Raw genomic sequence first — 22,097 nt, forward strand, 5'->3', positions numbered from 1 at the left:
TGCTCCACCCATCCAGCTCGGAATTCCACCGTACCCTTGTTGGCCAGCTCCTCCCATTAACATCATTTGTTCATAACTACCCGATCCACCTCCGAAGAAGCCATGTGGTGCATTATTGTCCATCCCTTTCATTCCTTTCACCTCTTCTACTCAATTTAGCCTACCTTTTTTATCATATTTCCTATAGAAAAATAGGTGTTTGTCTGTATTGGAATTCCGCTCTTTTATTTGTACGTAGTGGAATAATTGAACACTTAGATGAAGGTAATCTTGAGATTATGTTCCACACAAAAAAGCTCAGAGCATAAATGCTCTGAGCTTTTCATTCATTAGTTTGCAACAACGTTAACAAGTTTTCCAGGAACAACAATTACTTTACGAACTGTTTTCCCTTCAATTTGGTCTTGAATTGCTTCAAGTGCAAGTTGTTCCATTTCTTCTTTTGATGCGTCTTTACTCATTGTTAGTTTTGCGCGAACTTTGCCCATAATTTGAACAACGATTTCAACTTCATCTTCTACAAGTTTAGACTCATCGAATGTTGGCCAGCTTGCATATGTGATTGTTTCATTGTATCCAAGTTTGCTCCATAGTTCTTCCCCGATATGAGGTGCAACTGGTGCAATCATTTTTACGAAACCTTCTACATATTCTTTTGGAAGTGTTTCAGCTTTATATGCATCGTTGATGAATACCATCATTTGAGAAATCGCTGTGTTGAAGCGAAGCTCTGCATAGTCTTCTGTTACTTTCTTCACTGTTTGATGGTAAGCTTTTTCAAGATTTTTGTTTGGTGCATCAGTAATTTTCTCACTTAATTCACCGTTATCTTGAATGAATAGGCGCCATACGCGGTCTAGGAAGCGACGAGCTCCGTCAAGACCATTTTCAGACCAAGCGATCGAAGCATCTAACGGTCCCATGAACATTTCGTATAGACGAAGTGTATCTGCACCATGGCTTGCTACGATATCATCAGGGTTTACAACGTTACCTTTTGATTTACTCATTTTCTCGTTGTTTTCACCTAGAATCATACCTTGGTTGAATAATTGCTGGAACGGCTCTTTCGTTGGAACTACACCGATATCGTATAATACTTTATGCCAGAAACGAGCATATAGTAAGTGAAGTACAGCGTGCTCTGCTCCGCCGATATAAATATCAACTGGAAGCCATTGTTTTACTTTTTCAGGATCTACAAGTGCTTCACTATTGTTTGGATCGATGTAACGTAGGTAATACCAGCAGCTACCAGCCCATTGTGGCATTGTGTTCGTTTCACGACGACCTTTTTTACCAGTTTCAGGATCAACAACATTTACCCACTCGTCAATGTTCGCAAGTGGTGATTCACCTGTACCTGAAGGACGGATATTTTCTGTTTTCGGAAGAACTAATGGTAATTCTTCTTCTTTCACAGCTGTCATTGTGCCATCTTCCCAGTGAATTACTGGAATTGGCTCACCCCAGTAACGTTGACGGCTGAATAACCAGTCACGTAGACGGTACGTTACCTTTTGATTTCCTGCGCTCGTTACTTCAAGCCATTCAATCATTTTTACGATTGCTTCTTCTTTATTTAAACCATCAAGGAATGCTGAGTTTACATGTGCACCATCACCTGTGTACACTTCTTTCGTAATGTCTCCGCCTTTTACAACTTCCTTCATTGGAAGATTGAATACTGATGCGAATTCATAGTCACGCTCATCGTGAGCTGGAACTGCCATTACAGCACCTGTTCCGTAAGTTGCAAGAACGTAATCAGCGATCCAGATTGGTAATTTCTCACCGTTTACTGGGTTAACTGCGTAAGCACCAGTGAATACACCAGTTTTCTCTTTCGCAAGTTCTGTACGCTCTAGATCACTCTTCATTTTTACAGAGTTAATGTAAGCTTCTACTGCTTCTTTTTGATCTGCTGTTGTAATTTCAGCAACAAGTGCATGTTCCGGAGCAAGTACACAGTATGTTGCACCAAATAGTGTATCAGGACGCGTTGTGAAAACTGTGAATTTCTCGTCTGTACCGTCGATATTGAAATGTACTTCTGCACCTTCAGAACGACCGATCCAGTTACGTTGCATATCTTTTAAGCTTTCTGGCCAATCAAGCTCATCTAGATCTTCTAATAGACGATCTCCGTAAGCCGTAATTTTTAACATCCACTGTCTCATCGGACGACGCTCAACTGGATGTCCGCCGCGCTCACTCTTACCGTCAATGATTTCTTCGTTTGCAAGTACTGTACCAAGTGCTGGGCACCAGTTTACAGGTACTTCATCAACGTAAGCTAAACCTTTTTCAAATAGTTTTAGGAAGATCCATTGTGTCCACTTATAGTAGTTTGGATCTGTTGTATTTACTTCACGATCCCAATCGTAAGAGAAACCTAATGCTTTAATTTGATTACGGAACGTATTAATATTAATCTCTGTAAATTCTGCCGGGCTGTTTCCAGTATCAAGTGCATATTGCTCTGCTGGAAGACCGAATGCATCCCATCCCATTGGATGAAGAACGTTATATCCTTGCATACGCTTCATACGAGATAAAATATCTGTCGCTGTATAACCTTCTGGATGTCCTACGTGTAGGCCTGCACCTGATGGATATGGGAACATATCTAGTGCATAAAATTTTGGTTTTTCTGTCTCATCTGGCGTACGGAATGTTTTATTCTCTTCCCAGTACCCTTGCCACTTCTTCTCAATATCTTGATGATTAAAGCTCATGAGATACCCTCCTTGAAATTCTATTTATTTTCACCGCCCAAAATACAAAAAACCTCTCATCCCTAGAAAGGGACGAGAGGTTATAGATTCCCGCGGTACCACCCTAAATTAATGTACAAATATACATTCGCTTAGATCCGTAACGTGGATTAACGGCAATTGCTACTGTTAGTTTCACAACTGCAACTCAAAGGCGAGTTCATAACGAAACGTGGATTGACTTGCACCGACCGTCAACTCTCTAAACCAGCTTCTATTACTACTACTCCTTCTCACTGTTATTACAAATATGAGTTAATGTGAACTACCCACCACTTCGTATCTCTAAAAAGCTTACTTAAAGTGAAGGCTTCTCGGTTAATCGTTACTTTTAATCACTAACGAATTCGTCTTACGACAGCCGAGCTATCTCCCTTGTTCTAAAGGTTGTTTTATTTAAATATATTCTAAAACATGTTACATGTTCCGTCAAACTAAACTGCAATTTTTTCTTCAACTGTTTCTTCTACTTTTACTCGTTTATCATACATGCTCGTTGCAATAAGCGCTACTACAAGCATTACCATGATTGCTATAAACAATACTTCCATATTGTATAAATCAACAATCGCTCCGCCAACGACCGGCCCGAACATTTTCCCTACAGTCGCTGCGCTATTTACAACGCCTTGATAAAACCCAAGTTTATCTTTTGGCGCAAGTATATTTGCAATGGTCGGAACTGCTGGCCATACAAATAACTCACCAATTGTTAATGTTATCATCGCAACGAGGAACATCGTAAATTGCTGCGCTTGACTCAACACAATGAATGACGCCGCAAAAATGACGATTCCAATCATAATTTGTTGTTTTAAAGAACGCTTCATCCAACGAATTAACATACTAACAAGCGGCTGCGCGCAAACGATCATCGCTCCGTTTATCGTCCATAATAAACTATAATGGCGGAGGCTAATATTTAATTCCCGCATATGAGTCGCAATTGCCCCTTGCCACTGTACATATGTAACCCAGCATAAAGCATATGCTACACATACGATAAGAAGTGCTTTGAATCCTGGTGTAAGCGACCAACCTTTTTTCGTTTCGACTTCTTTTTGTACGCCTGGCTCTTTCTTGTCTTCCATACCACGGAATCCAATAAAAGCAATTAAGAAGAAAACAAAGTACAAAATAAAGTTCGCTAAGAAAATATAATCAAAACGATACGATGCAACTAATCCACCACACGCTGTTCCGATTGCAATACCAACGTTTTGTCCAACATACATCGCATTAAATGCTCGTCTTCCGCCCTCTGGCCAAACCGTACCAACCATCGCATACATCGATGGGAAGACCATTCCAGAACCAAAACCGATTAACGCTAACCACACAACATATAACGGCCAACCGTGGAAGAACACAAGACCTAAAATCGATACGAGTGTAATGACAATCCCTACTAAAGTTGATTTATAACCGCCCCATTTATCAAATAAAACACCGCCGAGCAAGTTTCCGATTACACCAGTAAGCGAGTTGATCATTAATACCATTCCGGCCACAGATAAAGATTTCCCTAGGTGATCATGCAAATAAATTGTATTAAAAGGCCATAAAAAAGAAGCACCCGTGACATTAATAATCATCCCAGCTACTAATAGCCATACTTTCCTTGGCATAGTCTCCCCTCCTATTCTATTTTTTCGTTCATCTATAACAGTAAAATTGTAGTCGTTTTTAAATAGGAAGGCAACTGATTAATAGTTGATGAAATTCAGATAACGGTATGTAGGTAAATGAAATTATATTGATTGCCACTTAAAAATATATCGACTTACCGACAAAAAAGGGGAGGCTACATGAAGTTCATGCAGTCTCCCCTTTTTTATACTATCCAACTTCTTTTTCTCGCTTCGCACGTTCTTTCGCACTCCATTTAAATATCTTATCTAATAGAGAGTATATTCTCCCGGACTCTTTCGTTAATAACGGACCTAACGATGCTAATATTAAAACGTAAAGTGCAGAGAATGGTTTAATCGCTGCCATTAAGCCACCCGCAATGCCGATATTGGCTACAATAATAGAGAATTCCCCGCGTGATACGAGTGTTAAACCAATATTCGTAGAAGCCTTATGCGATAACCCGGCTTTACGTCCCGCCATCATTCCAGCTGTAAAATTACCGATGAGTGTAATAAGAACTGCTCCTAACGCCAACCACACTGCTCCTCCAAGTGAAAACGGATCTATACTTAAACCGAAGCTGAAAAAGAATATAGCTCCAAAGAAGTCACGAAACGGAACGACGAGATGCTCAATCCGATCGCTATGCTCTGTTTCAGAAAAAACGAGCCCTAACAATAATGCTCCAATCGCCTCAGCAACATGAATCGTTTCTGAAAATCCTGCTACAAAGAATAAAATAGCGAATATTACGATAATAAAAATTTCATTTGACGAAATATCTAATATTTTATTTAAGAACGGCGTAGCTTTTCTAGCGACTACAAAGAATAGTAGCATATATCCTACTGCGATTAATACCGATGTAAGAGCACCTACAAATGATGTTGCGCCCCCAAGTACTAACCCTGAAACGACTGATAAATATACAGCTAAAAAAATATCATCAAACATAATGATTCCTAATATTAATTCAGTCTCTTTATTACCGGATCTTCTTAAATCAACAATTACTTTTGCAACAATTGCACTCGATGAAATTGTAATGATTCCAGCAATAATTAATGTTTCTAATAAAGGGAAGCCCATCACATATCCATAAAGCAAACCTAATATGAAATTAAGCGATATGTGGACAGTCCCCCCGAAAGCAATCGATTTTCCTGATTTAATTAATTTTTTTATTGAGAATTCTAAGCCTAAATAGAATAGGAGGAATATGACGCCAACGCGGCCGAGGAAGGAAATAACTTCTCTGCTTTCAATAAACCTTAAATCGATAAGTCCTAAATCTGGGGCATGAGGCCCCACTAACATACCGAGTATAATGAGAAACGGAATAATCGAGAACTTTAACTTCGCAGCGAGGATAGCTGCAAAAGCTACTAATACTAAAGCAGTTCCAACTTCAAAGATTAAAGTATCCATCGATTAGGAATCACCTCCTGCTGAAAGCAATTCATTAATAATTCTTTTCACTTCATGTCTTTCGCCTGACAATACGAGCATATCGCCAGCTTCAATAATAGAGTCTGGACCTGGATTAAAGAATTTCTTCATATTCTTTTTCAAAATAGCAATAATCGTTACGTTATATGTTTTTCTGACATGTAAGCTGCCAATTGTTTGTTGTACTACCGGTGCGTTATTCTCCACCTTAAACCATTCAATTGATAATCCTTCAAAAGCCATCTCAATTGTGTCTAGCGCTTGCGGTCTATATACCATTCCGCCTAATATAGCCGCAATTTGCCTCGCTTCAGAATCACGAAGAGAAATGCTTGAAACACTCTCATCATGATCCGCATCAAAATGATACATTTCTCTTCGGCCATCATCATGAATCACAATAACCATTTTTTCATTACCTTTTGTTATCACTTCAAATTTACATCCAATGCCCGGTAATTCACTTTCTCTAATATTCATATTTTCCGCCTCCTAAAGTTTTTAGTTACGGCTTTTACAAATCAACATCAATCTCTGTTTTAAACTTTTCATCTTTTGAGATTCCTAAATACTTGAGTGTTTCTGATGGAGTTGCGTGATGAAAATGCTTTTGCAATAGCGCAATTGCTATTCCTCTTTTGTACGCGTGAAATCCAAATGTTTTTCGCATTGAGTTCGTTCCAATCTTTCCAATAATTCCAACCGCTTCAGCTGCGTTATGAATAACGCGATACGCTTGTTGGCGTGAGATTGAATTTGTCGTTTTATTAGATTGAAATACGTAGCTTTCTCTTTGAGCATCAATAGTTTGTACGTACTCTAAGAGAGCTTCTTTTACTTTTGTATTTAAATAAATATCTTGTTTAAATTTTTCATCTTTCACAGGAAGGGAATAAAACTCTTTAACAGTCTTATCTTCATTTAATACCTCTTCAAATTTCATACTAAGTAGTTCAGTAATTTTTAATCCAGTGTTAATTCCAATAACAAATAAAAGATAATCTCGCAGCGAGTGCTCTTTTAAATACTTTTTCATAGCCTCAATCTGGCTTATATCTTTTAATGCCTCTACAACTTCCATACATGTATCTCCTCATCTTATGAACGGTAATTTTCTCATTATCCTGTCCATTTTACCTTATCATGCTATGAGATTTCCATGTATTATCCATTATTTTCACAATATACTCTTACGACAATTTTTCATTTGGAAATTTATGATTGTACAAATACGGTGTGGGTAGAAAAAATAGGGGGATACAAGTTCAGCTTCTTTCTATAGATCGGATTCCTCCTTTCACTTTTCAGTTGCTGATACTCACATATTATGTTACTTATTTACATTATATTATACATTTCAGTAACATTAAAGTGTTTTTTTCTGAAAATACAAAAAGCCGAGCACTTTCACTCGACTTTTTACGTATTAATCTTCTTTTGGAAGAACAATTCCTTTATACAATTGAACTGTAATGAAATAATAAATCGCATAAATAACTACGAAAATTACGATTGGTACCCAAATACGGAAGTACGGATCAACTAAAATAAATCCGAAAATATTCATACCAACTAATACGTGAGCAATGCCTAAAATTGCTGGGAATAAGAATACTAAGAATAACTCTTTATAAATCGATTTCGTTAATAATTCACGACGCACACCGATTTTACGAAGCATTTGATAACGCGTAATATCTTTTGATGCACCAGAAAGAATTTTAAACATTAAACAACTTGCCATCATTGCTAAGAACGCAATTCCAAGGAAGAATCCCATAAACACTGTTCCGCTTGCAACGCCGTAGAACCCATTGTAAGTTTGATATTTACTATCCATTCTTTCAGCTTTTACATTTTTATATTTAACTAGCTGCAACTCGTCAAGTTTTTTCCACTCTTTTGTATATGTTAAGAAGTCATTTGTTTTTCCGATAAATGCTATACCTTCTTTACCATTTATCCCATCGTACATTTTTTGATCTACAATTTTAATTGCATGATTTTCGTATAAATAATATGGATGGATTGTACTAAAAGCATCAACCCATTCTGCTGAAAGTTCTTTAGCGTTCGCATCTTTTTCATTCATTTCTCTAGAAACTGCACCTACTTGTAGTTCCTCTGAAACGTTCTTCGTATTCACTAAATCTTTCATTGACTCCATATTTGCCATATCTCTTACTATAGGACGATTTTTCTCTAAATCTTCTTTTACATAGTAAACATATTTATCATCTACTTTGTAACGATATTCACTTTTCTCTTTAAATGTAATACCGTCTAATATTTTCTTTTCTTCAGCTGTTGGATTATGAACGACTGAATCATAGATTACTAAACCATCAACCATTTTTATAACATTATTTTTAAACGCCATACCACCTGAAATTGCACCAGCTCCAAGCGCTACTAACATCGCTACTGTCGCAAGTACTTTCGTTAAACTATTAATACGGAAATTTAACTGTGCAAATGTAAAAGCGTTAAGTCCTTTTTCACTACGCTTCTTATTACTTTTTAACTTTTTAATAATAACCGGAAGAAGTGATCCAAATAGCATGTAAGTACCAGCTGTTGTTGTAACTAATGCAATAAGGATTCCCATCTCTCTTAGTTTTTCCATGTAAATCATTGATGCATAGCCAATTCCTAATAAAATAACCGCAAGGAATGCAACTAAACCTGTCATTTTTCCTTTTACCGCAACACGCTCTGTTTGTGCATCTGCATGTACTAGCTGCAATACTGAAATACGTGATAACTTAATACTGTTCATAATTGCTGATAATACAAATAGTGCAAAGAAAAAGATGCAAGTAACAGTCATAGATGGAAGGTAAAATGCTTTATATCCTTCACCAGAAAATTCAAGCTGTTTCATTAATAACTGTCCAATACCTTCTGCAAGTCCTACACCAACTGTAATACCAATCGCAAGAGACGCAGCGCCTAATACGATTGTTTCAATAAACATAAGTAATGTAACTTTATGCTTTTTTGCTCCTAACATCATATACATTCCAAACTCTTTTTGACGAAGAGATAATAAGAATGAGTTTGCATATAAAATGTAGAAGAACGTTATAATTGCTAGTAAAAATGATCCCGCTTGGAATACGAATCCAATAGATTTAATCATTGAGTTAGATTCAAGGAACGCTTTATTAAGCGCTAACGTTTGAAACATATAAAAAATTGAAATCGACATGACAAGACCGACAAGTAAGACGATATAATCTTTTAGCTTACTTTTCAGCCCCGACATGGAAAGTTTAAATAACATACTGAAACCTCCTTCCTTACGCTTTTTGTGTACCTAAATCTGCAAGTACATCTAAAATTTCTTTGTAGAACTCTTCACGCGTACCACCGCGATGAATTTCTTTATATAACTCACCATCTTGAATGAATAAAATACGCTGACAGTAACTTGCACTGTAAGGATCATGCGTAACCATCATAATCGATACGCCCTGATCTTTATTTAAGTTTGTCATTGCATCAAGTAAACTCGTTGCATTTTTAGAATCAAGAGCTCCTGTTGGCTCGTCCCCTAAAATAATTGCCGGCTCATGCACTAACGCACGCGCTGCTGCTGAACGCTGCTTTTGTCCACCCGATACTTCAGATGGATACTTTTGAAGAATTTCTGTAATCCCTAACATATCCGCTACTTTTTCTACTTTCGGTCCAATATTACGTGATGGAACACCTTGAAGAGAAAGCGGAAGTGCAATGTTTTCATAAATAGATAAGTTCTCTAATAAATTAAAGTCTTGGAAGATGAATCCTAATTTTTGTGAACGGAAATCAGAAAGCTCACCTTGTTTCATTTTCGTAATATCCGTACCCGCAATTTCAATAACGCCGCCCGTTGCTTTATCAAGCGTTGAAATTACATTTAATAATGTCGTTTTACCAGAACCAGATGGTCCCATAATCCCAACAAACTCACCCTCTTGAATTGAGAATGAAACACCTTTTAACGCGTGTGATTGGTTCTCACCTTTTTTACCGTACACTTTTTGAACGTTTTTCACGTCTACAACTGGTTTCGTCATATATATCCTCCTACGCTTGTTTTTCCATTACCTATTTTGCGCTTTTTGGAAGGGAACTGCTATTTGTTAACATTACATTTACCTTACACTTTTGTAATATAAAAAATGGGCGCGTGTAAGGTTCGTGCATAAATAAATTTTTATCAGCGATTTTCAAAATATATCGACTTACCGACGAAAGATAACAATAAAAATGGGCTGTTCCACAAAAGGAACAGCCCGCTTCTCTCTTTATCCCGCTTTAATGGGCAGTAAGACCCCCACTGATTAAAGTTTCACTTTATTTCTTTAAAGGTGTTACCGTCCAATACGTAATAACACGCCAAATCCATTCTAGTGGACCCATTTTAAAGATTTTCATCCAAATTACACTAAACACAATTTGAATTACATAAATTGTGATACACACATATAGCGTCTGCATGTATGTTAAGTTTTCTGCAAAGTTAAATACGCTACCAGCAATTAAAATCATTGCAGTTTGTCCGATATAATTTGTTAACGCCATACGACCGTAGTATTTCAGTGGTGCTAACAATGTTTGAACTGGTTTTAACTGAAGTAATAAAATTAGTGCTCCTACATAAAAAGCTGAAATAATAGGTCCAACTGTAACGCCAATTTTTAAGAATTGACCTGCAGCATCCATTGTTCCATCCTCATTCATGAGCATCATATTTACGAATGGCTCAGCAGGAACGTGTCCATATTGATACCATAACGCTACAACACTTAAAACAAACATAATACCTGTAAAAATAGCGACTTGCTTGATTTTTGCTGAAAGATTTTCAAACACTTTATACTGCCCCGCAGCAAGACCTAATAAAATTAAACCTAATGGTAATAATTCCTTAGCTGCCATAATACTAAAAGCTATCGTAAGAATAAAACCGATTACTACATTCACTTCTTTTTTCGCTTTATAAAACGGTAAAACGACTAATCCACAAATTGCGTATAACGCTAGTGCTTCTCCAGGCTGAAACATTTGGTGAATCAAACCAAAAATAAATAGTGCAACTACACGGCGTAGAAATAGAACGTATCCATTCTTCCCTTTCGCAATTGCTCTTGTAATGAAGATGTAGAATCCTACTCCAAATAAGAATGAGAAAATAGAGAAGAAACGACCTTCTACAAATAAGTATAGAAACCGTTGGTAGCTAGCATCTACTGTATTAGGATCTGGAATTTTAATATTAAGTAGTGCAAGAATATTTACTAAAATAATCCCCAGTAATGCGAAGCCACGAATGTAATCTAACTCATCAATTCGTTTGTTTGTAATATTGTTCCCCATAAAGCAACTCCTTGTCCAAAATTTAATCCTCCCTTACTCTACTGGAAATGTTATCTTACAACTATCGGCAAACCTTACAGTAATCTTACATTATTGTCATATAACAAAATAAAGCCAGGTCATATTGCGACCTGGTTTACTCTGATTGCTTTGATCTTTGCGGTTGTCCTTTTTTACTATTACGCTGTTTCACTTGCACAACCGGATCAAGTTCATTCGAAAACTCAGCGTTATGTCCATTTTGCGTTTTTTGCTCTGGATTATTTTGATCTGAACGTTTCGCCATTACATTCACTCCTTATTAGTGCGGTGTAATAATCATTTGATGTTGCAGTTGGCGAATTGCCATGCGTGCTCTATTTAACTGCTCACGTTGCTCATCATTCGCATGTTGTTGCATCGTTTGTAAATCGTTATATGCTTGTTCTAATTGTAACTGCGCATCTCCATACTCCAACGTATTATAATGCTCTTGTCTCATACCAAGATCTAATTGTTCTTTCGCATATTCCACAGCTTGCTCCGCTTGCGTAATATACGATTCAAGTGATTGACGCTCTGCCATAATTGTCCCTCCTTGCTTCAATTCCCCTTTAGTGTGTCCCTTCCATCTCTACCTTATGAGTATGTTATAATGGATTTTGTTTCATTTTGACTCGGCTTAGGAGGGAAAGTAATGAAGGTTCAAAACCCTTTTCCATATACAAACGACAATAAACGTTATCATACATGGAATTACCATTTACGAAATGAATTTGGTGAAAAAATCTTTAAAGTTTCATTAGATGCTGGCTTCGATTGCCCGAACCGTGACGGTACAGTTGCTTACGGTGGTTGTACATTTTGCAGTGCTGCTGGATCTGGCGACTTCGCTGGTGATCGCCGCGATGATGTTATAACGCAATATCATGAAATGAAAGAAAAAATGCGCTCAAAGTGGAAAGATGGAAAATGTATCGCTTATTTCCAAGCGTACACAAATACACATGCACCACTTGAAGTGTTAAAAGAAAAATTCGAACCGCTTCTAGCAGAAAAAGACGTTGTCGGTCTTTCTATCGCAACTCGTCCAGATTGTTTACCAGACGATGTTGTTGAATATTTAGCGGACTTAAATAAACGCACCTACCTTTGGGTTGAACTCGGTTTACAAACTGTTCATGAGCGAACTGCAAACCTTATTAATCGCGCTCATGATTATCCGTCTTATGTGGAAGGTGTAAATAAATTACGTAAGCATGGCATTAGAGTTTGCTCTCATATTATTAACGGTCTTCCCCTTGAAGATTATGACATGATGATGGAAACAGCTCGTGAAGTAGCGAAGCTTGATGTACAAGGAATTAAAATTCATTTACTTCATTTATTAAAAGGAACCCCAATGGTGAAGCAATATGAAAAAGGACAACTCGAGTTCCTTTCTCTTGAAGATTACGTAAGTCTCGTTGTTGACCAACTTGAAATAATTCCAGAAGACGTAATTGTGCACCGCATCACAGGTGACGGCCCACCTGATTTAATGATTGGTCCAATGTGGAGCTTAAATAAATGGGAAGTATTAAATTCCATCGATGCAGAATTTGTACGCCGCGGAAGCTGGCAAGGAAAATATGCAAATGAGGAGAAACAAAAATGAAATTAGAACGTGTATTACCGTTTGCTCGCACACTGCTGCAAACGGCAGTAAAAGAAGGCGATTACGCTGTAGATGCAACACTGGGAAATGGACATGACACTTGCCTCCTAGCTGAAATCGTTGGAGATAGCGGAAAAGTATTTGGATTTGATATTCAAAAAGAAGCAATTGAAAGCTCCACTATCCGGTTAAAAGAAAAAGAGCTTTTCGAACGTACTGTTTTAGTTCACGATAGTCACGATACGCTTTTATCCGTACTACCAGAAGATGCAAAAGGAAAAGTAACAGGTGCTATCTTCAACTTAGGTTACCTTCCTGGCGGTGACAAGCATATCGTTACAAAACCGAACTCAACAATTTCGGCTATAGAACAATTACTAGAAGTAATGGCACCTGAAGGAATCATCGTCCTTGTCATTTACCACGGACATCCAGAGGGACAAGTAGAACGCGACGCTGTTCTCATATTTGCAGAAGAACTAGACCAAAAACAAGCTCACGTACTGCGATATGGCTTCATTAACCAGCAAAATAACCCGCCATTTATTGTGGCGATTGAAAAGCGATAATATATCGACGATTCGACAAAACATAACAAAAAAAGACGTGCACTCATTGCACGTCTTTTTCTTATTCTCCTATATAATGGATGTATACAATATTTGAAGAAAGAAGGATAGAACTTTGCTAGTAGAACTAAGGGGAATTCAAAAGAAGTATGGCAAATCACTGATACTAGACAACATCGATTTATCCATTCCAGAAGGAGAGGCACTCGCTATTATTGGCGGGAACGGTACTGGAAAAAGTACTCTACTCAAAATAATTGCAGGATTTATTTCACCTACAGCAGGGACACTTCAAAGAAAAGAACATATACAAATCGGTTATGTACCTGAACATTTTCCTGAAGGGATTCGTTTTACATTAGAGGATTATTTATATCATCTCGGGCACATTCACGGCTTATCAACAAAATATTTAAAAGATAAAATTCCGATGCTTCTTGAATCTTTTCACTTACATCATGCAAGACATTCCGTTGTACGAAACTTTTCAAAAGGCATGAAACAAAAAACAGGCATTATGCAAGCATTGCTTACAGACGTCCATTTATTAATTTTAGATGAACCTCTTTCTGGACTTGATCCTAACTCACAGCAAGAATTAGAACATATTTTACTCTCATTAAAACAACACGGCATATCTATACTCTTCACATGTCATGAAAAACAACTACTAGAAAACTTCGCCGATAGAATTGTGTCATTAGCAAATCATACAATCACGGAAGATATCTCTGTGCAAAAATCAGCAGAACAAGTCTATATTGAAGCAATCGTTCATGAAACATTTTCAGCGATAGAACTACGCAAGCAATTAGGATTTATACACGTTACACACAATTCAAATCAAAACCTTATTCAATTACAAATCGAAAAAGAATATACAAACGAAATGCTTCAGTTTTTATTACATAAAAAAGCATCTATCACACTGCTACAACCTAACTTTTAAATCGAAAGAAGGTTTATTATGTTTGCTCTTATTCGTTACCATTTTCTCGACTATACAAAATCATATAAGTACGTCCCTCCTATTGCGATGTACTTTGTGAGCTTACTTTTTGTATATACATATAAACCGACTCCTATTGTGCCGACATACTTAGAAACAGCACTGGCACTTTATTTATTATCCGCCTGGATTACGGTTACGATTTTCCATACGGAAGACCCTGTACAAGAACAAATTACTATTTCTCACACAAATAATATTTCCGCACTATATGTTGGTAAATATATTACGGCCCTTCTCATTTGTACTGTTTTATCTTTTATATCCGTAATCTATCCAATTATTTTGCAAATGTTTAATGAAGAAATGACAGTTTCTTTATTTTTAGTTGGATTTCTCGCTCACATGTCTTTCTCTATACTAGGAATTTCAATCGCAACTTTATTTACTAGAAATATTATTCAAAAAGCAAGCACCGCTTGGCTTAGCCTGACATTTATATTACTTATAACGATCGCCTCAATCCGGCTTAAAAAAGAGTTTCTATGGTTTTTACCACCCGTCGAAAGCTTTCTAATGCTTGGACAATACAAATATAATATACTTACTCACACGCTATGGCTCACAGGTTGGGCTATCGTATATTCATTTTTATTACTTACTTTATTTCTTTTTGTCGTTCGCAAAAAACGTTTTTAATTACATATTAAAGGAGACAAACCAATGATCGGAATACTAGCAGGAATGGGGCCAAAATCAACTGGTTCATTCGTTGATACAGTTGTAGCAAAGTGCCAAACAATATACGGAGCAAAGCATGATATGGATTTTCCTCATATGATGATTTATTCTTGTCCAACACCATTTTACATGGATCGCTCTATTGATCACGAAGCAATGAAAAAAGCGATTATTGAAGGGGCACAAAAACTTGAAAGTACTGGCGTAGAATTTATCGCTATGCCGTGCAATACGGCGCATCTTTATTTTGAAGAATTACAGCATTCTCTGTCCATTCCGCTTTTAAATATAGTTGACGAAACGTTACAAGCAATTCCTGAAAATACAAAAAGAGTCGCTCTTCTCGCAACAGAAGCGACAATTCAAGCTGGTATTTATCAAGACGGGATTGCGAAGCGTAATATAGAGTACATTCATCATGAAAAATGGCAGACAACAATTAATCAAATTATTACCTATGTTAAATCTGGAGAAGTTGAAGCAACTCGAGAATTATGGAATGCGCTCGTTGTACAGTTAAAAGATAAAGTAGATACCGCAATTATCGCATGTACTGATTTGAATATTGTAGCGAATGAGGATTTTGTTGATTCTGCTCAATGTCTTGCTGAGGCGGTTGTTAGGATGTATGTATCAAATATAAAGAAATCTTCGTAAAATAGAAAACATCCTTTCTGAAATGTGGTTTATGTTTGATGGAAATCCCCAAAACTTTTAACATTTTTCACAATTCCTTCAAAGTATCCACACTTAATCTCGCTATATTAAAATGAGGAATCTATTCATATAGGGAAGGTTAGGGGAACTGAAAGTATGAAAGTAAATCGTTCGCTTCATTACATTTTTTGGCGTTGGCATTTTTATGCCGGGCTTTTTATTACGCCGCTTCTTATTACGTTGTCACTGAGCGGAATTGGGTATTTATTTCGGGAGGAAGTTGAGGATTTCATCTATAAAGATTTATATTTTGGGAAGAGCGCCCAAACAGAATCTATTTCGATGTCTGATTCGATTTCATTAACAGAGAAAAAATATCCACATTATAGCGTGGCGAAAATTAGTGAGTTTAATGGGGATTATAATACGAGACTTACGATTGCAAATGAGTATACTGGGCAACAAAAATTTGTGTATTTAGATAGCAATAATCAAATTGTTGGGGATCAAAATGCCAGTGAAACGTTTGCCAATATCATGAGGGAATTACATAGTTCTCTTTTAGTTGGTGGCACTGTCGTCAACTATACTGTAGAACTTGCGGCATGCTGGACAATCTTTTTAATTGTGACTGGATTGTATATGAGTATACGCCGATTCAAAAACACACCAGCATCCAATAAGCGAGAAAAAGCAAAACGACGTCATTCTATTATCGGTATTATATTTACAATTCCACTCTTTCTGCTAGTCGCATCTGGATTGCCTTGGTCAGGATTTATGGGGAACCAAATTTATAAAATTGCATCGTCGAATGAATCGATTGGATATCCAAAGTTATATATGGCGCCGCCTGAATCAAAGGTAAAAGAATTGCCATGGGCTACAAGAAAAGAAGCTCCTCCTGAATCGAATTCAAATGAACCGAAAGCAATTTCTGTCGATGAATTACAAAAAGGAATTGAAATAAAGAAGCCATATGTTATCTCACTACCAGCTGATCCGAAAGGTGTATTCACTGTTTCAAAATCGAGTGGTTCTGGTATTACAGGTATGGATGTAGCACCAAATGAAGAAATAACAGCTTACTTTGATCAATATAGCGGAGAACTCATTTCCAAAACGGATTATCATGATTATGGCTTATTTGCACAATGGTTCACTTACGGTATCCCGCTTCACGAAGGACATTTATTCGGATGGCCAAATAAAATATTATGCTTACTAACGACATTATCTTTATTACTTCTCATTTATTACGGAATAAAAATGTGGTTAGCACGAAAACCAAAAGGAAAATTAGCAGCACCGCCAAAGCAAAGAGATAAGAAAAGCATAATCGTTTTCTTTATCATGATGGTTATACTAGGCGCTGTCATGCCTTTATTCGGACTATCTGTTTTAGTTATTTTCGCAATTGAACTTCTTATATATGTATTTGCAAAAATACGATCATAATGAAAAAGCATTTGTACTCTCGTGTACAAATGCTTTTTTATTTACTATTTTCTTTTTTTCTACCACTTATTAAAAAGACAATATCTACTATAATAATCAATGCAATAATAACTTGCGCAACATAATCCATTGTAGTAGGATCACCCGCTTTATTCATCATCATATACATTCCAGTTATAAATGAAATGGAAAGCAGTACGAGTAATGTTACTTCAATATTGTCATATAGCTTTTGAAACAATCGCTTCACTTCCGTCACCATATTTACCATATTATAACAAAAAACCACTCTACAAGAGTGGTTTTCTTCGTCACTGCGCCATTTTCTTTCGGTACATCTTCCCGTTCCAATAGAAGAATCGTGAAGTGAGGCCTCCGTATTTCACAATGCGCCGTGCCATTTTGTGCATATTCTTTTGTGCTGATACTTTTTGGTCTGATAAATAAATACCAAGTAATCCTCGGCTTATGAGACGATGAAACTTCGCATGAGGCAAATCACCAATGCTCTTCTCTGCTTCTTCTACGAAGTGCTTCATACGATCTAATATCGCTTGCTCGTTTTCATAATAACTACAGAAATTCAAATCCCCGCCCATACGGTCTTCTTCTTGATCTATGAAATAATCAAGTAAAATGTGAAGTCCTTGTACGTAAGGGAAATACCCTTGTCTAATTTTCGCAATATCTTCATCATGTAACTCATCATGGAATGCATATGCTACAAGACAGAAGATTCCAAGCGTAGAACCAGCACATGCTGAAAATTCAAACCAACTCATCTCAGGTAAGTTTTCTTTATGTGCTTCAAACCATTTTTTTAAGCGTGGTTCTCTTTCTTCTAACTTCACGTGTTTATGAATTTGCAAATCACAATAATAACAAGCAAGTTCATGAAGAACAGGAGCAATTTTGTCATAGTGCTTCGTTTTCTTTAAAACATCTTGGCATGTTTCAACAAGTTCATCTAAATAACCACCATCGTCTTGATCATCACGATAGCGATAATAATTACCGCCACCTTCTACTTCAGGTGATAATGCCATTAACATCGATTCATGCAGTGCGGCAAAATCATTTGGATCAAGTGATGTACTACGATCACATAAATTATCTAAATAGTCGCTGATCGTTTGATACGCTACGATAAAACGAATACATTCCTCTCGGTGTTCATCTGCTAATAGCGCTAAAATACCTCCGCCTTCGCAATGAAACGTTTTATGCTCAATACTTGCGATTGCCTGACTATGAAGCTCATCATTCGGAATATGGTAGGCACGCTCTTTCCACATCGCTAGCTCATGGTGTACAACCGGAAACACATCACGGTATACTTTCGCCATGAGCGTTATGGGATTACTCGGTACGTTCACTTCTTCCTTCATCTCCTCTATTCAATGTACAAATAATTTACTTATTTGTTTCTATTATGTTATTGATGCGTATTTCAGTAAATGACTGAATATAATTCAAAATTTCATCACGCTCATACTCGTTTAATAACTCGTGATAACAATTCTGCCACTCTTTAAAAGCCTTATCACTTATTTTAACATTATCAAACCAAGTGCGGACACGTATTTTATCTACAAGTTTATCCTCACAAGCTTGCATTAGCAAGAGCGGAACATCTGGAAAATCATCTATTTTCTTATGAGCAATTTCGATAGACTTAATCAATTCACTATACCAACGTACGGATACTTTGCGCAAGAACAATGAATCATTCTCCATTGCGTCTCGAACTTCATGATTACGAGTTGACATTTCCACTGTAAGATTCGTTGCAAATTGCAATTTTGGAGCAATAACATTTAATATTTTTGAGGCGACTCGAAGCGGAGCAGAAGGTCCAGCTACTACGCCTAAACATGGTGAACTTAAAACAATGCCGTCTACATCTTCTCTCTTCGTTTCTTGCATCATACGAATAACAATAAGACCACCCATACTATGACCGAATATAAAAATAGGTAATCGATACTTTCTTGCCTCTTTCACCCATAATTTAACTTCCTCTATGTATTCATCAAACGAATCAATATGTCCTCTATTTCTTGAAGTCGTTCCATGTGACGGAAGGTCCCCCATCACGACGTGGTAGCCGATATGATTCCACATTTCCGCAACTGCTTCGTAACGTCCGTGATATTCCATTGCGCCGTGCACGATAACAACGACAGCTTTCGCTTCCTCTGCTTCATAATTCCACATACGGCTCTCCTCCATTTCACTCTTTCTTATAATTTGATACACTGAAACTAGTCTCTAGGAAAGGAAGGCTTTACATGATATACCCTTACAAAGAAAAAAATCCGAAAATTTCGAGTAGTGCTTTTATCGCTGATTATGTTACCATTACAGGCGACGTTTCCATTGGCGAGGAATCAAGTATTTGGTTTAATACAGTCATACGCGGTGATGTGTCACCAACAATCATTGGAGACCGAGTAAATGTACAAGACCAATGTACACTTCATCAAAGCCCGCAGTATCCTCTTATTTTAGAAGACGACGTTACAGTTGGGCATCAAGTTATTTTACATAGCTGTCATATTAAAAAAGATGCTTTAATTGGAATGGGATCTATTATATTAGATGGTGCTGAAATTGGCGAAGGAGCCTTTATCGGTGCTGGAAGCCTTGTTTCACAAGGAAAAAAAATCCCACCAAACACGTTAGCTTTCGGTCGCCCAGCTAAAGTCGTTCGTGAGTTAACAGAGGAAGACCGTAAAGACATGGAGCGCATTCGCACACAATATGTTGAAAAAGGCCAGTATTATAAATCATTACAGAAGTAACTTTTCCAGCTGCCATTAAAGTGGCAGCTTTTTATATAAAAACTAACTTTTTCTTTACAAAACATTATTACTCCCTCAATAAAATCTTATTAAAATAAAAGCTAATATCTCCATATATATGTACACGAGGGAGGAGAAGTTTCATGAAGGTCAGTGGACTGTATAAAATAGAATGTTACATTTTCAAAGGAATTAACCGATACTTTGATCAAAAAACATTAAATATCTTTTTCAGCAATATCACTCATATCGGTGGTGCTACTTTCTCAATCGCACTCACACTTTTCTTTTTAATTTTTGCAAAAGGGACTTTGCAGCAAGCTGCAATCGCAACTGCTATTTCTTTAGCAATTAGCCATATTCCTGTACAAATATTAAAAAGATGGTACCCGCGAAAACGTCCTTATTTAACAATTCAGGATGCGAAATATCCAGTCCATCCATTAAAAGACCACTCTTTCCCGTCTGGTCATACAACAGCCGTTTTCTCTGTCTTCATTCCATTTATTTGCTATAATCCAAACTTACTTGTTTTTCTATTACCTTTAGCATTATGCGTCGGTATTTCTCGTATTTATTTAGGGCTTCACTATCCGTCTGATGTATTCGTCGGTATGTGCCTCGGCACTTGCTCTGGCATCATCTCTTTTTATCAATTCATCCCACTTTTCACATAAAGGAGTGATATGATGAGAGTCGCCATTTTCACCGATACTTTTACACCACAAGTCAACGGGGTTGCGAAAACATTAGAACGATTAACACATTACTTTCAGAAAGAAAAGATCGCCTATTCTGTTTTCGCCCCTCAGCATACAGCTGAAGATGATTTCGTAGCTAACGTGAATAAGATGAGAAGTATTCCGTTAACAATATTATATCCAGAATGCCGCTTTTCTTTTCCTACTCCGCGCATTAAACGTGAACTTCTTTCCTTTAAACCTGACATTATTCACATTGCTACACCTTTCAACATGGGACTTTGTGGATTGTATTATGCAAAAAAATTAAACATCCCAGTTGTCGGTTCTTATCATACTGATTTCGATGCTTATTTACGCTATTACAAAATCGAATTTCTCTCTAATATGCTTTGGAACTATTTAAAATGGTTTCATAGTCATATGCAAAAAAATTTCGTTCCTTCCTTTGAAACGTTACACCAACTAAAAAATAAAGGTTTTCAGGCCCTCTCCATATGGGGACGTGGTGTAGATTGCACACTCTTTCATCCATCTTACAATACAGACCTATTCCGAAAAAAATATAATATTACAGCGAAGTATGTCCTTTCCTATGTTGGACGGATTGCCCCTGAAAAAGATATTGATACATTGCAACACCTTATCGTGAAAACAGCACATACTCGAAACGACATTCATTGGCTCATCGCGGGAGACGGTCCGCTAGCAACAAATTTGCGTGAAGCTGTTCCGCATGCAAATATTACTTTTACTGGATATTTACAAGGGAAGGATTTAGCTGAAGCATATGCTTGTTCTACCATCATGGTATTTCCATCCGCTACTGAAACGTTCGGAAATGTCGTACTCGAATCACTTGCATGCGGTACACCTGTCATTGGTGCAAATAGTGGCGGAGTTAAAAATATTATTACGGATGGCAAAACGGGAGTTCTTTGTCCACCCAAAAATGAGGACGCATTTCTATCATCCATTTATTCTTTATTGCAAAATGAACAGAAACTAATGCAAATGGGGCTAGCGGCTTCGTCTTATGCCCAATCAAAAAGCTGGGATGAGATCTTTCGTGGCTTACTTGACCAATATGAAACAGTCCTTCAGCACACCACATCAGAATTACTCGCCTAAACAGAAAAACTCCCTTCGAAAAAACGAAGGGAGTTTATTACACAGTTGTAAATTTTAGTTTACTAAATGATACATTAGGTGTAATATCTATTTATTTCTATATTCATTATAACAAAAAGACACATAACTAAATAGACTTGTAATAAAAACCCATAAAAATTAATATATGGTTATACAGTATTTTTACTGTATGGTGATTTTAAGCGATTCCCCTTAAAATCAA

The 22,097-nt window shown here is 37.0% G+C and carries 22 protein-coding genes and 1 other annotated feature; of the genes, 9 read left to right on the forward strand and 13 right to left on the reverse strand.

What is annotated here, in order from left to right; genetic code table 11:
- Positions 1-329 precede the first annotated feature (329 nt).
- The 10 genes from leuS to MR113_RS22340 all read right to left on the reverse strand — a co-directional run bounded on the left by leuS (position 330) and on the right by MR113_RS22340 (position 11,793).
- Positions 330-2,738: a leucine--tRNA ligase gene (leuS, locus tag MR113_RS22295; RefSeq protein ID WP_242256904.1), complete on the reverse strand. Its 2,409-nt coding sequence runs from the start codon at positions 2,736-2,738 to the stop codon at positions 330-332.
- A gap of 65 nt (positions 2,739-2,803) precedes the next feature.
- Positions 2,804-3,023 (reverse strand) — a binding site (T-box leader).
- Between the two features lie 188 nt (positions 3,024-3,211).
- The gene (locus MR113_RS22300; RefSeq protein ID WP_242256905.1) at positions 3,212-4,405 is read right to left on the reverse strand and encodes an MDR family MFS transporter; all 1,194 of its coding nucleotides are present in this window, start codon (positions 4,403-4,405) and stop codon (positions 3,212-3,214) included.
- 211 nt (positions 4,406-4,616) lie between these two features.
- Positions 4,617-5,840 carry a cation:proton antiporter gene (locus MR113_RS22305; protein WP_242256906.1) on the reverse strand — a complete coding sequence of 408 codons (1,224 nt, stop codon included), beginning with the start codon at positions 5,838-5,840 and terminating at the stop codon, positions 4,617-4,619.
- A 3-nt stretch (positions 5,841-5,843) separates the two neighbouring features.
- Positions 5,844-6,341, reverse strand: a complete 498-nt coding sequence (locus MR113_RS22310; protein ID WP_242256907.1) for a cation:proton antiporter regulatory subunit — start codon at positions 6,339-6,341, stop codon at positions 5,844-5,846.
- A 34-nt stretch (positions 6,342-6,375) separates the two neighbouring features.
- Positions 6,376-6,942, reverse strand: coding sequence for a tyrosine-type recombinase/integrase (locus tag MR113_RS22315; protein WP_242256908.1), 567 nt, complete (start codon positions 6,940-6,942; stop codon positions 6,376-6,378).
- A 345-nt stretch (positions 6,943-7,287) separates the two neighbouring features.
- Positions 7,288-9,147 (reverse strand): FtsX-like permease family protein, encoded by a 1,860-nt coding sequence (locus MR113_RS22320; RefSeq protein ID WP_242256909.1) that lies wholly within the window; start codon positions 9,145-9,147, stop codon positions 7,288-7,290.
- A 16-nt stretch (positions 9,148-9,163) separates the two neighbouring features.
- A complete protein-coding gene (locus tag MR113_RS22325) occupies positions 9,164-9,925 on the reverse strand; it encodes an ABC transporter ATP-binding protein (RefSeq protein ID WP_242256910.1) in 762 nt (253 codons plus the stop codon).
- 280 nt (positions 9,926-10,205) lie between these two features.
- Positions 10,206-11,228 carry a DUF418 domain-containing protein gene (locus tag MR113_RS22330; RefSeq protein ID WP_242256911.1) on the reverse strand — a complete coding sequence of 341 codons (1,023 nt, stop codon included), beginning with the start codon at positions 11,226-11,228 and terminating at the stop codon, positions 10,206-10,208.
- Between the two features lie 136 nt (positions 11,229-11,364).
- Positions 11,365-11,514 (reverse strand): hypothetical protein, encoded by a 150-nt coding sequence (locus MR113_RS22335; protein WP_001129345.1) that lies wholly within the window; start codon positions 11,512-11,514, stop codon positions 11,365-11,367.
- A gap of 15 nt (positions 11,515-11,529) precedes the next feature.
- Positions 11,530-11,793, reverse strand: a complete 264-nt coding sequence (locus MR113_RS22340) for a YtzC family protein (protein ID WP_061676783.1) — start codon at positions 11,791-11,793, stop codon at positions 11,530-11,532.
- A gap of 111 nt (positions 11,794-11,904) precedes the next feature.
- Between MR113_RS22340 and mnmL the strand changes: the two genes are divergently transcribed.
- The 6 genes from mnmL to MR113_RS22370 all read left to right on the forward strand — a co-directional run bounded on the left by mnmL (position 11,905) and on the right by MR113_RS22370 (position 17,238).
- The gene (mnmL, locus tag MR113_RS22345) at positions 11,905-12,864 is read left to right on the forward strand and encodes a tRNA modification radical SAM protein MnmL/YtqA (RefSeq protein WP_000868033.1); all 960 of its coding nucleotides are present in this window, start codon (positions 11,905-11,907) and stop codon (positions 12,862-12,864) included.
- Entirely contained in the window at positions 12,861-13,433 is a 573-nt protein-coding gene (mnmM, locus tag MR113_RS22350) for a tRNA 5-(aminomethyl)-2-thiouridylate-methyltransferase MnmM (RefSeq protein WP_242256912.1), read from the forward strand. Before mnmL ends, mnmM begins: the two co-directional genes overlap by 4 nt.
- Positions 13,434-13,548: 115 nt before the next feature.
- Positions 13,549-14,382, forward strand: a complete 834-nt coding sequence (locus MR113_RS22355) for an ABC transporter ATP-binding protein (RefSeq protein ID WP_242256913.1) — start codon at positions 13,549-13,551, stop codon at positions 14,380-14,382.
- 18 nt (positions 14,383-14,400) lie between these two features.
- The gene (locus MR113_RS22360; protein ID WP_242256914.1) at positions 14,401-15,081 is read left to right on the forward strand and encodes an ABC transporter permease; all 681 of its coding nucleotides are present in this window, start codon (positions 14,401-14,403) and stop codon (positions 15,079-15,081) included.
- Positions 15,082-15,105: 24 nt separating this feature from the next.
- Positions 15,106-15,780, forward strand: coding sequence for an aspartate/glutamate racemase family protein (locus tag MR113_RS22365; RefSeq protein WP_242256915.1), 675 nt, complete (start codon positions 15,106-15,108; stop codon positions 15,778-15,780).
- Between the two features lie 156 nt (positions 15,781-15,936).
- Complete coding sequence (locus MR113_RS22370; protein WP_242256916.1) at positions 15,937-17,238, forward strand: PepSY-associated TM helix domain-containing protein; 1,302 nt, start codon at positions 15,937-15,939, stop codon at positions 17,236-17,238.
- A 37-nt stretch (positions 17,239-17,275) separates the two neighbouring features.
- On the opposite strand, the gene MR113_RS22375 is transcribed toward MR113_RS22370, so the two are convergent.
- The 3 genes from MR113_RS22375 to MR113_RS22385 are packed head-to-tail and all read right to left on the reverse strand — an operon-like array spanning position 17,276 to position 19,455.
- The gene (locus MR113_RS22375) at positions 17,276-17,509 is read right to left on the reverse strand and encodes a hypothetical protein (protein WP_242256917.1); all 234 of its coding nucleotides are present in this window, start codon (positions 17,507-17,509) and stop codon (positions 17,276-17,278) included.
- Between the two features lie 40 nt (positions 17,510-17,549).
- Positions 17,550-18,614, reverse strand: a complete 1,065-nt coding sequence (locus tag MR113_RS22380) for a tetraprenyl-beta-curcumene synthase family protein (protein ID WP_242256918.1) — start codon at positions 18,612-18,614, stop codon at positions 17,550-17,552.
- 37 nt (positions 18,615-18,651) lie between these two features.
- A complete protein-coding gene (locus MR113_RS22385; RefSeq protein ID WP_242256919.1) occupies positions 18,652-19,455 on the reverse strand; it encodes an alpha/beta hydrolase in 804 nt (267 codons plus the stop codon).
- Between the two features lie 74 nt (positions 19,456-19,529).
- On the opposite strand from MR113_RS22385, the gene MR113_RS22390 reads away from it, so the two are divergent.
- The 3 genes from MR113_RS22390 to MR113_RS22400 all read left to right on the forward strand — a co-directional run bounded on the left by MR113_RS22390 (position 19,530) and on the right by MR113_RS22400 (position 21,874).
- Positions 19,530-20,042: a gamma carbonic anhydrase gene (locus MR113_RS22390; protein WP_071724549.1), complete on the forward strand. Its 513-nt coding sequence runs from the start codon at positions 19,530-19,532 to the stop codon at positions 20,040-20,042.
- Between the two features lie 143 nt (positions 20,043-20,185).
- Complete coding sequence (locus MR113_RS22395) at positions 20,186-20,719, forward strand: phosphatase PAP2 family protein (RefSeq protein ID WP_242256920.1); 534 nt, start codon at positions 20,186-20,188, stop codon at positions 20,717-20,719.
- 12 nt (positions 20,720-20,731) lie between these two features.
- Positions 20,732-21,874: a glycosyltransferase family 4 protein gene (locus MR113_RS22400; protein WP_242256921.1), complete on the forward strand. Its 1,143-nt coding sequence runs from the start codon at positions 20,732-20,734 to the stop codon at positions 21,872-21,874.
- The last annotated feature ends 223 nt before the right edge of the window (positions 21,875-22,097 follow it).

Source organism: Bacillus cereus group sp. BfR-BA-01379, assembly GCF_022663605.1.
Taxonomy (GTDB): domain Bacteria; phylum Bacillota; class Bacilli; order Bacillales; family Bacillaceae_G; genus Bacillus_A; species Bacillus_A mobilis.